The sequence below is a fragment of the Achromobacter kerstersii genome (genome assembly GCF_902859595.1).
GTDB classification, from domain to species: domain Bacteria; phylum Pseudomonadota; class Gammaproteobacteria; order Burkholderiales; family Burkholderiaceae_B; genus Achromobacter; species Achromobacter kerstersii.
Genome location: NZ_CADIJQ010000006.1, coordinates 13,655 through 26,587 on the forward strand (window position 1 = coordinate 13,655; position 12,933 = coordinate 26,587).

Below are 12,933 nucleotides of genomic sequence, written 5' to 3' on the forward strand. Positions count from 1 at the left end.
CAACACTCGCGCCGCCCGCGTCACCCCAAATTGGGCGCCAACGTCCGTTTCAGGTCTTCAATGCTGCGGCCGCTGCGCTTGGCGTAGTCTTCAAGCTGGTCTTCGCCGATCACGCCTACGTTGAAGTACTGCGAGTCGGGGTGGCTGAAATAGAAGCCGGACACGCTGGACGCCGGGTACATGGCGTAGCTGTCGGTCAGCATCATGCCGATGTCGCTGCCGTCCAGCACGCGGAACATGTCGGTCTTGACCACGTGTTCGGGGCAGGCCGGGTAGCCAGGCGCAGGGCGGATGCCCACGTACTTTTCGGCAATCATGTCTTCGTTCGTCAGCGCCTCGTTGGGCACGTAGCCCCACAAGTCCTGGCGCACGCGGGCGTGCAGGCATTCGGCAAAGCCTTCGGCCAGGCGGTCAGCCAGCGACTTCAACATGATGCTGGAATAGTCATCCAGCGCCTTCTCGAATTCCGCTTCCTTTTTCTCGATGCCGATGCCCGCCGTGACGGCGAACATGCCGATGTAGTCGAGCTTGCCGGACGACTTGGGCGCAATGAAGTCCGCCAAGGACTTGTTGCTGACGCCTTCGCGCTTGGCGCCCTGCTGGCGCAGGTTGCGATACGTGAACAGCACTTCGCTGCGCGTTTCGTCCTTGTAGATTTCGATGTCTTCGTCGTTGACGCTGTTGGCCGGGTAGAAGCCCACGACCCCGTTGGCGGTAAGCCAGCGGCCTTCGACGATGCGCTTCATCATGGCCAGACCGTCGGCGTAGACCTTGCGCGCCTGTTCGCCCACGACCTTGTCATCAAGAATGGCGGGGAACGGGCCGAACAGGCTCCACGTCTGGAAGAACGGGCCCCAGTCCACGTACTTGACGATCTCGGCCAAGTCATAGCTTTTGAACGTACGGCGGCCGATGAACTTCGGGCGCGGCGGCGTGTAGTTGTCCCAGTCGATGACGGGGCGCGAGGCGCGCGCGTCCGCCAGCGGCAAGATGGGCGTGGCCTTGCGGTTGGCGTGGCGGCGGCGCACGTCTTCGTATTCCTGCGCCAGTTCGGCCAGGTACGTCTCGGATTGGTCCGACATCAGATTCGTGGCGACGCCCACCGAGCGGCTCGCGTCCGGCACGTAAATGACCGGGCCGTCGTAATTCGGCGCGATCTTCACGGCGGTGTGCACGCGGCTGGTGGTGGCCCCGCCAATCATCAGCGGCAGCTTGCGGCTGCGGAAGTAGTCGTCGCGCTGCATTTCGCTGGCCACATACGCCATCTCTTCCAGGCTGGGCGTGATCAGGCCGGACAAGCCGACGATGTCGGCGTTTTCTTCCTTGGCCTTTTCCAGGATCTGCGCGCAGGGCACCATCACGCCCATGTTCACGACTTCGAAGTTATTGCACTGCAAGACCACCGACACGATGTTCTTGCCGATGTCGTGCACGTCGCCCTTGACGGTGGCGATGACGATCTTGCCCTTGGCGCGCACGTCGCCGCCGGCCGCCGCGATCTGGCGTTTTTCTTCTTCGATGAAGGGAATCAGGTGGGCCACGGCCTGCTTCATGACGCGCGCCGACTTCACCACCTGCGGCAGGAACATCTTGCCTTCGCCGAACAGGTCGCCCACGACGTTCATGCCGTCCATCAGCGGGCCTTCGATGACCTCAATGGGGCGTCCGCCGCGGTTGAAGATTTTCTGGCGGACTTCTTCGGTGTCTTCGACGATGAACGTCGTGATGCCGTGGACCAGCGCGTGCGACAGGCGCTGCTCGACCTCTGCCTTGCGCCACGTCAGGTCTTCTTCGCGCTTGGCGCCGGAGCCCTTCACGCTGTCGGCAAACTGCACCAGGCGTTCGGTAGGCGTGCGTTCATCGTCGGCTTCCGTCTTGCCCACGGGGTTGGGGCGGTCCAGCACCACGTCTTCGACCAGATCACGCAGCTTGGGGTCCAGGTCGGCGTACACGCCCAGCTGGCCGGCGTTGACGATGCCCATCGTCATGCCTTCCTTGACCGCGTAATACAGGAACACGGTGTGGATGGCTTCGCGCATGGGCTCGTTGCCGCGGAACGAGAAGCTGACGTTCGACACGCCGCCCGAAATGCGGGCGTGGGGCAGGTTGTCGCGAATCCAGCGGGTGCCTTCGATGAAGTCCACCGCGTAGTGGTTGTGTTCGTCGATGCCGGTGGCGACCGCGAAGACGTTCGGGTCAAAGATGATGTCTTCCGGCGGGAAGCCCTCTTCTTCGACCAGAATCTTGTAGGCGCGGCCGCAGATTTCCTTGCGGCGTTCCAGCGTGTCGGCCTGACCCAGTTCATCAAACGCCATGACGACCACCGCCGCGCCGTAGCGGCGGCACAGGCGGGCGTGATGGCGGAACGGCTCGATCCCTTCCTTCATGGAAATGGAGTTCACCACCGGCTTCCCCTGCACGCACTTCAGGCCGGTTTCGATGACTTCCCACTTCGAGCTGTCGATCATGACCGGCACGCGGGCAATGTCGGGCTCGGACGCAATCAGGTTCAGGAAGCGGTGCATGCAGGCCACCGAATCCAGCATGGCTTCATCCATGTTGATGTCGATGATCTGCGCGCCGTTCTCGACCTGCTGGCGGGCCACGGCCAGCGCTTCGTCGTACTTTTCTTCGCGGATCAGGCGGGCGAACATCTTGCTGCCCGTCACGTTGGTGCGTTCGCCCACGTTAACGTACAGCGTGTCTTCGTCGATGTTCAGCGGTTCCAGGCCCGACAGACGGGTCTTGACCGGGATGTCAGGCACGACGCGCGGCGTCAGCGACGTGACCTTGTCCGCAATGGCGCGGATGTGGTCGGGCGTGGTGCCGCAACAGCCGCCCGACATGTTCACCAGCCCGGCGCGGGCGAATTCCTCAAGCAGCGCCGACGTGTCGGCCGGCGTTTCGTCAAAGCCGGTTTCGGCCATCGGGTTGGGCAGGCCGGCGTTGGGGTAGACGCAGACGTAGGTGTCACAGATTTTGGACAGTTCGGCCACGTAGGGGCGCATCAGCGCCGCGCCCAGCGCGCAGTTCAGGCCGATGGTGACCGGACGCGCGTGGCGCACCGAGTTCCAGAAGGCTTCCACGGTCTGGCCCGACAGGATGCGGCCCGACGCGTCGGTGACGGTGCCCGAGATCATGACGGGCAGGCGGATGCCGCGCGTCTCGAACACTTCCTCGGTGGCGAAGATGGCGGCCTTGGCGTTCAGCGTGTCGAAGATGGTTTCGATCAGGACGATGTCGATGCCGCCGTCCAGAAGGCCGTTCAACTGCTCGATATAAGCCACGCGCAATTCGTCGAACGTGACGTTGCGCGCACCCGGGTCGTTCACGTCGGGCGAGATCGATGCCGTTTTGGGCTGCGGGCCCAGGGCGCCGGCCACGAAGCGCGGCTTGTCCGGCGTGCTGTAGGCGTCACAGGCTTCGCGCGCCAATTGCGCCGACACCAGGTTCAGTTCGTAGGCCAGTTCCGGCAGGTCGTAGTCGCCCTGCGCGATGGTGGTGGCGCCAAAGGTGTTGGTCTCGATGACGTCGGCACCGGCTTCCAGATACTGGCGGTGGATTTCCGAGATGACGTCGGGGCGCACCAGCGACAACAGTTCGTTGTTGCCCTTGACGTCTTTGCCGTGGCCGGCGAAACGCTCGCCGCGGAAGTCCGCCTCGCCCAGCTTGTAGCGCTGGATCATGGTGCCCATGGCGCCGTCCAGAATCAGGATGCGCTTGCCCAGCAGGCGGGCGAATTCACCGCCTTGGGTATAGGCTTCGGGCGGGTACGGCAAACGGGGATACGACACGGGCAGGTCCAGATAAAGGTGGCCAACGGCGGCGTAGATGTGGCTAAAAAGCGAAAAACGCCGAAAAAACAAGCCCTGATCGTAACAAAACGGGCTGTCTCGCGCCCTCGGGTGATACAGTTTCGGCCCCGAACCGGTGCTTTCGGCGCATCTTGCTGGCAAGAACACAACACTTGCCTGTCCGCGTGCGAAAGGTAAACGGGAAACAGGAAGACGCCCGCCAGGGCTGCCGCGCCGCCCACAAGGCGGCCGCACACGTCCCGGCGTCCAGCCTGTGCTGCCCCCGCAACGGTCCCCATGCGCGCTTTGCGCCCATGGCAGCCCGATACCGGCCAGTTCGATCGCCAGGAAGTCCATGCAATGCCGCCAGGCCTGAACCGGCCCGCCGCGGCGCGTGGGCGCCCTCCCCATCGTGAATGACCTGCGGGGTCGCGGGTCGCATCGAGGTTACGTAGATGAAAGCCCGCTCCATCCGGCGTTACGCCGGCGCCCTGCTCTGTTCCGCCCCGGCCATCGCCGCCGCCCAGCAAGCTGCCTCCCCCGCCCCCGAACTCGACACGGTCACCGTCACCGCCCAGCGCGTGCCGACCGACGGCCGCACGCTGCCGGTGTCCATTTCGGTGATCACGGCCGAAGACATCGCCGCCAGCAGCGCCCGCACCATGCAGGACCTGCTGTCGACCCAGTCCGGCATCAACCTGATCAACACCAGCAGTTCGAGCGACAACGCGATCGTCGACCTGCGCGGCTTCGGCATCACCGGCGCCAGCAACACGCTGATCTTGATCGATGGCGTGAAGCAGAACACGAATGACCTGTCGGCCCCCAGCCTGGGCGTGGTGCCGCTGGACCAGGTGGAACGCATTGAAATCGTGCGCGGCAGCGGCTCCGTTCAATACGGCGGCGGCACGACCGGCGGCGTGATCAACATCATCACCAAGTCCGATTTCTCGAAGGAGCCGGTCACGGCCCGCGCCACCGCCACGTTCGGCAGCTACGGCCTGCGCCAGTACGACGCCGCCGTGGCGATGAACAACGAGAAGGTTGGCGTTGACGCTTACATGCAGTCGCTGCACTCCGACGGCTACCGCGACCACAGCGGCGAGCGCCGCGAAGGTGGCGGCGGCGGCATCACCCTGCGCCACAGCGATGGCTCGATCCGCCTGTACGGCCGTACCACGACGCAAAAGCTGGAGCTGCCCGGCCCGCGCCTGATCAGCCCGTCGACCGGCGTGAACGAATTCCAGGACGACCCACGCGGTTCGAAGAACGACGTCGACTTCGTCAAGACCACGACCACCACCTTCGGCCTGCAAGTCGAGCAGGCGATTGGCGTTGGCACCTTGTACGCCGACCTGTCGACCCGCGAAAAGAAGCTGAACGGCCTGTCGTATGACGGTTTTGGCGACACCCTGCGCGACCAGAAGCTGGAAGAGAACATCGCCAGCGTGCGCTATCGCCTGCCGATCAACGGCGGCCACAGCATCGTCTTCGGCGCCGACGCGCAAGAATCCAAGACCACCGCTGACCAGAACGCCTACTACGACTTCGAACCGTCGAAGTGGCAGTCGCGCCAGCACCAGTACGGCCTGTTTGCCGAAGGCCAGATCCGCGCCACCGACAGCACCTACGTGACCGCCGGCGTGCGCCGCCAGTACGCGTCGGACGACCTGGACGTGCTGAGCGGTTCGGGCACCGCCTCCGACCGCAGCAACCATCTGACCGCCTGGCAGTTGGGCGTGCGCCAGGACCTGTCCGCCGGCTTTGGCCTGTACGGCAAGGTTGGCCGCAGCTTCCGTCTGCCCAATGCCGACGAACTGCTGTCGGTGCAACAGCCGCTGGCCCCGCAAACGTCCACCGACAAAGAAATCGGCGTGACGTGGCAAGGCGCCGCCAGCAGCGCCCGCCTGTCGTACTTCCGCTATGACCTGACCAACGAAATCCAGTACAACCCGCTGGCCGACGGCATGTGGGGCCCGGGCACCGGCGCCAACACCAACCTGGACCCGACCCGCCGCCAAGGCATCGAACTGGAAGGCCGCACCGCCCTTTCCAGCAGCATCACGCTGGATGCGAACCTGACCTGGATGGAAGCGCAATTCCGCTCGGGCAACTACGCGGGCGTGGACCTGGCCGGCAAGACCGTGCCGCTGGCGCCCAAGTGGCTGGCCAACGCCGGCGTGACCTGGCGCCCCACCGATGCCTTCCTGTGGAACGTGTCGGCGCAATATGTGGGCAAGTCGCGCATGGACAACGACCAGGCCAACCAGTTCGACAAGGAGCTGGACGCCTACGTGCTTTTCAACACGAAGGTTGCGTACAAGTTCACGCGCAACATCGAAGGCGCCATCGGCGTGAACAACATCTTTGATCGCCAGTACGCCACCTACGGCATCCGTGGCGGCAACGCGTCGTTCGAAATGCTGGGCCCCGTCGCCAACTACAACCTGTACCCCGCGCCGGGCCGCAATTTCTACGCGTCGCTCACGCTGCGCTATTGATCGCGGACATCCGATATAGTCGGCGTTCTTCGCTGACGATATCGGCCCCTGCATGACTGACTCACGCGCCTTTCCACGCATCGCCCCGGGGCTGTTGATTGCCCTGGGTGCGCTGCTGGCAGGCCCGGTGCTTGTGGCTTCTGCTGTAGCCGGCAACCGTGCGGCGCTGGAAGTTCAGCCAAGTCAGAGCCAGAACCAGAACCAGAACCCGAACCCGAACCCGAACATTCAAGTCCGGGATGACCAGGGCCACACGGTCTTGTTGGCCGCACCCGCGCGCCGCGCCGTCACCCTGGCCCCCCACGCGACCGAACTCGTCTACGCCGCCGGCGCAGGCCGCTTTCTCATCGCCACCATACGCGGCAGTGACTACCCCGCCGCCGCCCGCCAATTGCCCGTTATCGGCGACGGCATGCAGCCCGACGCCGAGCGCGTGGCCGGCGTGCGCCCCGACTTGCTGATCGCCTGGCAGCCCACCGCCGCCGAGCCGTTGGTGCGCGTCATGGACAAGCTGGGCGTACCCGTCTTCTACAGCGACCCGCTGACGCTCGCCGCCATTCCTGACGCCGTCGAACGCATGGGTGTGCTGTTCGGCACTGAGGAACACGCGCGGCCGGCGGCGCAATCCTTGCGCGACCGGCTGGCTGCCTTGAGCGCGCGCTACGCCGGCCGCCGTCCCGTGCGCGTCTTCGTGCAAGCGGGGCTGGACCCCATCTACACCCTGAACAACAGCAGCATCGTCAGCGACGCGTTGCGCCTGTGCGGCGGCATCAACGTCTTTGGCCTGGCGCCTGTCGTCGCCCCGCAGGTCACGCTGGAAAATGTGCTGGCCGCCAGGCCGGAAGCGGTGCTGGCGGGCGTCAGCCGGCCCGAAGACACCGCGAAGAACCTGGCCGCCTGGCAGGCGCTGGGGCTGCCCGCCGCCCGCGCCGGCCATGTGTACGGCGTGGACGCCGACGCGCTATACCGCCCCGGCCCGCGCCTGATCGACGCCGCAGAAGCAATCTGCGCCGACCTGGACCGTTTGCGCTGACGCATCGCCCGCTTTGCACGCGATCTGCAAATAGTGGAACGCCCCATTTCACCGGCCGCGCCTGCCGCAGGGCATCGTGCTTTATCATTCGCATAGCAAAATCAGTCAGCCTCCGCGGGCTCCGCTCTTGCGCCCCCGCCCTTTGAACACCGCCATGACCACACAAGACACCCTCACCATCGCCGGGCGCGCCTATTCGTCGCGCCTGCTCGTCGGCACCGGCAAGTACAAGGACTTCGAAGAGACCCGCGCGGCGCTGGACGCCAGCGGCACCGAGATCGTCACGGTTGCCATCCGCCGCACCAACATCGGCCAGAACGCGGGCGAACCGAACCTGCTGGACTACGTCCCGCCGTCCAAATTCACGCTGCTGCCCAACACCGCCGGCTGCTACACCGCCGACGACGCGATCCGCACCTTGCGCCTGGCGCGCGAGCTGCTCGACGGCCATGAGCTCGTCAAGCTGGAAGTGCTGGGCGACCCGCACACGCTGTTCCCGAACATGCCCGAAACCCTGAAGGCCACCAAGACGCTGGTCGACGAAGGTTTCAAGGTCATGGTCTATTGCACCGACGACCCCATCCAGTGCCGCATGCTGGAAGACATGGGCGCCGTGGCCGTGATGCCGCTGGCATCGCTGATTGGCTCGGGCATGGGCATCCTGAACCCGTGGAACCTGCGTTTGATCATCGACCAGGCCCGCGTGCCGGTCGTGGTGGATGCCGGCGTGGGCACCGCCTCGGATGCGGCCATCGCCATGGAACTGGGCTGCGACGCCGTGCTGATGAATACCGCCATCGCCGCCGCGCGCGACCCGATCCTGATGGCCAGCGCCATGAAGAAGGGCGTGGAGTCCGGCCGCGAAGCCTTCCTGGCCGGCCGCATGCCCAAGAAGCTGTACAGCGGCGCGCCCAGCTCGCCCACCGAAGGGCTGATCACCGGCGGCCCGGGCGCGGCGAAATGAGTTCGCGCCAACAGGACGGCAGCGCCCGTCCCATTCCCAACGCGCTGACCATCGCCGGCGTCGACCCGTCCGGCGGCGCGGGCATCCTGGCCGACGTGAAGGCCATGAGCGCGCTGGGCGCCTACGGCTGCGCCATCATCGCGGCGCTGACCGCCCAGAACACAAAGGGCGTCACCGGCATCTCGGCCGTGCCGCCCGCGTTCGTGGGCCTGCAAATCGACACCCTGTTCGCCGACGTGCGCATCGACGCCGTCAAGATCGGCATGCTGGGCCAATATCCGGTCATTGAAGTCGTGGCCGAAAAGCTGGCCAAGTGGACCCCGGCTCATGTGGTGCTGGACCCGGTCATGGTCGCCAAAAGCGGCGACCTGCTGCTGGAGAACGACGCCGTGGGCGCGATGCGCGAAGCGCTGCTGCCGCAGTGCACGATGTTGACCCCGAACCTGCCCGAAGCCGGCGTGCTGCTGGAAGAGCGGCCGGTTGAGACCGTCAAGGAAATGCGCCGCGTGGCCGAGCGCCTGCGCAACAAGCTGGCCCATTCGGGCGAACGCTGGGTGCTGGTCAAGGGCGGCCACCTGCCCGGCAACGAGACCATCGACCTGCTGCACGACGGCGACCGCATGATCGAACTGCCCGGCCACCGCATCGAGACCGTCAACACGCACGGCACGGGCTGCACGCTGTCGGCCGCGCTGGCCGCGTTGCTGCCGCAAATCGGGGACGTACCCGAGGCCGCGCGCCGCGCCAAGGCCTATCTGACCGAAGCCATCCGCCACGCCGAGCGGCTGTCGGTCGGGTCCGGCCACGGCCCCGTCCACCACTTCCACGCGTGGTGGTGAGCGCCGGCTGCGCTGGCTAGACGCGGGTGAAACGCGGCGCTCTACGGAGCGCCGCTGTCGTTTCCGGCCCGCGAATCAGACCGATTCCCGCCGTTGAAACATCTGCCGAATGGGACCGCCGTCACAGGACGCTACGAATCGGTACAATGGCCGGCTGATTCCTCTGTTTTTTCCTGACCGTCATGAACGCTTCGACCCTGCCCGACGTAGAACAAGCCCGCTTCAATATGGTGGAACAGCAGATCCGCCCGTGGGACGTCCTGGACGCCAACGTGCTGCAAGCGCTGTTCGATGTGCGCCGCGAACAATTTGTTCCGCCGGCCCTGCGCGCCCTGGCGTTTTCCGACCTGGAACTGCCGCTGGAAATCAACGCGGTCAATACGCGTCAGACCATGCTGGCCCCCAAGGTTGAAGCCCGCCTGGCGCAAGAACTGCAACTGACCAAGTCCGACTGCGTGCTGGAAATCGGCACCGGCTCCGGCTATCAGGCTGCGCTGCTGGGCTATCTGGCCCAACAAGTGACCTCGGTCGAAATCGACAGCCGCCTGGTGACGTTCGCGCAGCAAAACCTGCAAATGAACAACGTCACCAACGTCAAGGTCGAAACCGGCGACGCCCGCAATGGCTGGGGCTCCACCGAATACGACGCCATCCTGGTGACGGGTTCGGTGCCGGTTGTGCCCGACGCGCTCAAGTACCAGCTGCGCGTGGGCGGCCGCCTGGTTGTCATCGTGGGCCAGGCCCCGGTCATGACGGCCTGTCGCATCACCCGCACCACCGCTGCCAGTTTCGAAACGGTGAACCTGTTCGAAACCGTGGTGAAGCCGCTGCGCGGCGCCACGGTATCCCAGTTCAAGTTCTAAACCCCTAGCTTGCCGCCCCGCGCCTGCCCCCAGCCGGGGCGTGGCGCATCAACGGGGTGGTCCGGCGTATCGTTGAAAATCATGCGCGTCCGATTGCTTACGGCTTTACTGGTTTTTACCTGCGCCGCAAGCGTCGGCCCGTCGCCCGCGTTTGCGCAGAACCTGATCCAGGTCTGGCAAGCCGCCCTGGGCAATGACCCGACTTACGCCGCCGCCCGCGCCAACTACCGCGCGGGCCTGGAAAAAGAGCCGCAAGCGCGCGCGCTGCTGCTGCCGCTGATTTCCGCCGAAGCCGGCGGCGCCTACCAGGAAACCCGCAGCACCCGTGGGCTGGGCGTGTCCTACAGCGGCGGGCGCGGCGTATGGGATCTGGCGCTGACCCAGCCTCTGTTCGATTGGGGCCGCTGGCAAAACTACGAGCAATCCAAGCTGATCGTGGCCGACGTCGAAGTGCAATTGCAGCAGTCCTACCAGGACCTGCTGCTGCGCGTGGCCGACGCCTACTTCAACGTGCTCTACGCGCAAGACACGCTGACCGCCACCGAGGCCGAAAAGGCCGCCGTTGCCGGGCAGCTGGAGTCCGCCAAGCGCAATTTCGAGCTGGGTAATTCCACCGTCACCGACACCTTCGAGGCGCAGGCGCGCTACGACCTGGTGGTGGCGCAGGAATTGCGGTTGCAGAATGACCTGGACGTGCGCCGCGATGAGCTCGCCAAAATCATCGGCACGCAGCCGGGCGCACTGGCCGAACTGCCGTATGGCGTGCAACTGCCGTCGCCCCAACCCGCCCGCGTGAATGATTGGAGCACCCAGGCCGAGTCCTCCAGCCTGGAAGTGCTGCGCGCGCAGCTGCTGACGCGCATCGCGGGCCGTGAAATCCAGATCGCCAAGAGCGGCCACTACCCCAGCCTGAACCTGCGCGCCACCAGCGGCAGCGCCAGCGACGCCGTCATGCGTAACGCCGCGCCGGGCAAGCCGATCGACAACACGATAGGCGTGGTGCTGTCGATTCCGCTGTATTCGGGTGGCGGCGTGTCGTCGCAAGTGACCGAGAAGGTGCAGCTGGAACAGAAGGCCCGCTACGATTTTGAAACCGCGCGGCGCCAAGCCGTTCAGGCCGCGCGCCAGTACTACACCGGCGTCACCAGCGGGCTGGCGCGCATCCAGGCATTGGAAGCCGGCGAAAAATCCAGCCGCGCCTCTGTGGAAGCCAACCGCACCGGCTACGAAGTGGGCGTGCGCATCAACCTGGACGTGCTGAACGCCCAGCAGCAGCTATACGCCACGCAGCGGGATCTGGCGCTGGCGCGCTACAGCACGGTGCTGTCAGGGCTGCGTTTGAAAGCCACCAGCGGGATTCTGGCGGAAACGGATCTGGAAGCGATTAACCGCTTGCTTCGGGAACCGCGTTGAACGCCCGTCAGGCGCTTTGAATCTTCTTCACCAGCGCCGTCGTTGACCGTTCGAATTCAAATGGAATCGCCACTGCGCGGCCGCCCCAGGTTTTGACCAGCGCGGTCTCGGGCAGCTTTTCCATGTCGTAGTCGCCACCCTTGACGATCAAATCGGGCTTGAGCTCGCCGATCAGCGCTTCGGGCGTGTCTTCGTGGAATGACGTGACGACGGTCACAAAGCCCAGCGCGGCCAGCAGCGCGGCGCGGTCTTCCATGCGGTTCAGCGGGCGCTCGGCGCCTTTGCCCAGACGGCGCACCGATTCGTCGGTGTTCACCGCCACCACCAGCGTCGCGCCCAGTTGCGCCGCTTGATCCAGATACGTCGCGTGCCCGCGATGCAGGATATCGAACACGCCATTGGTAAACACCAGCGGCCGCGGCAAGCGGCCAGCAGCGACGGCGGCGACGCATTCATCGCGGGAAAGGACTTTGGATTCAAAACGGGCGGCGGACATGCGGCGATTATATCCGCCCGTCCGCCGCCCGATGGCAGCCTGATTGCCGGCCCATCGGCAGCCCGATAGCCGGCAATAGCGCCTGAAACTCAGGCGCCGCCGAGGATGATCTTCTTTTCCTTGGGAACGATCAGCGCCGTCATTTCCTTGCGGTAGCGGTTCAGGTCCTTCACCGTTTCGAAGCTGCGGTCCATCAGCTTGGACAAGATGTGCAGAATGCGCGAGGCGACCTTCTGTTCCCAGATGCCGTCAAAGCGGATCTGGGTGTCCAGCCAATGCTCCAGCCAGCCCGGCTCGGGCAGACGCGACTGCACCGTGTCGTTCGGGAACAAGTCCTTGTTCACGTGCAGGTTGGTCGGGTGCAGCGCCTGCTGCGTGCGGCCGGCCGAGGCCATCAGCACGCCAATCTTCGAGAACGCCAGGCGAGCTTGCTCGCTGGTGTCCTGGCCACGGTCATGCAGCGCGCGGCGCATGTATTGCAGGTAGGCGCCGGCGTGGCGGGCTTCGTCCTGCGCCACGGTCTTGTAGATGGCCTTGATGACGGGTTCCGTGTGCCATTCGGCGGCGCGGCGGTACCAGTGGTTCAGGCGGATTTCGCCGCAGAAGTGCAGCATCAGCGTTTCCAGTTCGGGGGCCGCGTCGAATTCAAAGCGCACGTTGTGCAGCTCTTCTTCGGTGGGCACGAGATCAGGGCGGAAACGGCGCAGATACTCGATCAGCACCAGCGAATGCTTTTGTTCCTCGAAGAACCAGACCGACATGAATGCGCAGAAATCGCTGTCGCCGCGGTTGTCGCGCAGGAACATTTCTGTGGCCGGCAAAGCCGCCCATTCGGTGATGGCGTTCATCTTGATCGTTTGAGCCTGCTCGTCAGAGAGCTTGCTGCGATCGAAATCCCCCCAGGGGATGTCATGCGCCATGTTCCAGCGCACGGCTTCCATGGTCTTGAAGAGTTCAGGATAAAGCATGGGTCTGCCCTTGTATTCGTCCCGCTTGTGGGGCGATAGAAATTAATGAATGGCGCGCGCGT

At 65.0% G+C, this 12,933-nt stretch carries 9 protein-coding genes; 6 read left to right on the forward strand and 3 right to left on the reverse strand.

Translation table 11 applies throughout. From position 1 onward, the window contains the following. Positions 1-20: 20 nt before the first annotated feature. A complete protein-coding gene (metH, locus tag HV765_RS18020) occupies positions 21-3,794 on the reverse strand; it encodes a methionine synthase (protein ID WP_175170533.1) in 3,774 nt (1,257 codons plus the stop codon). Between the two features lie 455 nt (positions 3,795-4,249). On the opposite strand from metH, the gene HV765_RS18025 reads away from it, so the two are divergent. The 6 genes from HV765_RS18025 to HV765_RS18050 all read left to right on the forward strand — a co-directional run bounded on the left by HV765_RS18025 (position 4,250) and on the right by HV765_RS18050 (position 11,407). Beyond that, on the forward strand, positions 4,250-6,295 hold the full coding sequence (locus HV765_RS18025; RefSeq protein WP_175170534.1) for a TonB-dependent receptor: 2,046 nt from the start codon (positions 4,250-4,252) through the stop codon (positions 6,293-6,295). Positions 6,296-6,347: 52 nt separating this feature from the next. After that, a complete protein-coding gene (locus tag HV765_RS18030) occupies positions 6,348-7,328 on the forward strand; it encodes a cobalamin-binding protein (RefSeq protein ID WP_175170535.1) in 981 nt (326 codons plus the stop codon). A gap of 154 nt (positions 7,329-7,482) precedes the next feature. Then, positions 7,483-8,292, forward strand: coding sequence for a thiazole synthase (locus HV765_RS18035; protein ID WP_054421294.1), 810 nt, complete (start codon positions 7,483-7,485; stop codon positions 8,290-8,292). Beyond that, entirely contained in the window at positions 8,289-9,131 is an 843-nt protein-coding gene (thiD, locus tag HV765_RS18040; protein ID WP_054421293.1) for a bifunctional hydroxymethylpyrimidine kinase/phosphomethylpyrimidine kinase, read from the forward strand. Before HV765_RS18035 ends, thiD begins: the two co-directional genes overlap by 4 nt. Positions 9,132-9,313: 182 nt before the next feature. After that, the gene (locus HV765_RS18045) at positions 9,314-9,994 is read left to right on the forward strand and encodes a protein-L-isoaspartate O-methyltransferase family protein (RefSeq protein WP_054421292.1); all 681 of its coding nucleotides are present in this window, start codon (positions 9,314-9,316) and stop codon (positions 9,992-9,994) included. A gap of 81 nt (positions 9,995-10,075) precedes the next feature. Next, the gene (locus HV765_RS18050; RefSeq protein WP_054421291.1) at positions 10,076-11,407 is read left to right on the forward strand and encodes a TolC family outer membrane protein; all 1,332 of its coding nucleotides are present in this window, start codon (positions 10,076-10,078) and stop codon (positions 11,405-11,407) included. Positions 11,408-11,414: 7 nt separating this feature from the next. Here HV765_RS18050 and rfaE2 read toward each other — a convergent pair whose 3' ends face one another. Beyond that, a complete protein-coding gene (gene rfaE2, locus HV765_RS18055) occupies positions 11,415-11,903 on the reverse strand; it encodes a D-glycero-beta-D-manno-heptose 1-phosphate adenylyltransferase (protein WP_054421290.1) in 489 nt (162 codons plus the stop codon). 89 nt (positions 11,904-11,992) lie between these two features. Continuing rightward, positions 11,993-12,871 (reverse strand): ferritin-like domain-containing protein, encoded by an 879-nt coding sequence (locus HV765_RS18060; RefSeq protein ID WP_054421289.1) that lies wholly within the window; start codon positions 12,869-12,871, stop codon positions 11,993-11,995. Positions 12,872-12,933 lie beyond the last annotated feature (62 nt).

What these genes read in the sequence shown, in the direction of transcription:
- HV765_RS18025 (WP_175170534.1), top strand. Translation starts at nt 4,250, where the DNA reads ATGAAAGCCCGCTCCATCCGGCGTTACGCCGGCGCCCTGCTCTGTTCC.
- HV765_RS18030 (WP_175170535.1), top strand. Translation starts at nt 6,348, where the DNA reads ATGACTGACTCACGCGCCTTTCCACGCATCGCCCCGGGGCTGTTGATT.
- HV765_RS18035 (WP_054421294.1), top strand. Translation starts at nt 7,483, where the DNA reads ATGACCACACAAGACACCCTCACCATCGCCGGGCGCGCCTATTCGTCG.
- thiD (WP_054421293.1), top strand. Translation starts at nt 8,289, where the DNA reads ATGAGTTCGCGCCAACAGGACGGCAGCGCCCGTCCCATTCCCAACGCG.
- HV765_RS18045 (WP_054421292.1), top strand. Translation starts at nt 9,314, where the DNA reads ATGAACGCTTCGACCCTGCCCGACGTAGAACAAGCCCGCTTCAATATG.
- HV765_RS18050 (WP_054421291.1), top strand. Translation starts at nt 10,076, where the DNA reads ATGCGCGTCCGATTGCTTACGGCTTTACTGGTTTTTACCTGCGCCGCA.
- rfaE2 (WP_054421290.1), bottom strand. Translation starts at nt 11,903, where the DNA reads ATGTCCGCCGCCCGTTTTGAATCCAAAGTCCTTTCCCGCGATGAATGC.
- HV765_RS18060 (WP_054421289.1), bottom strand. Translation starts at nt 12,871, where the DNA reads ATGCTTTATCCTGAACTCTTCAAGACCATGGAAGCCGTGCGCTGGAAC.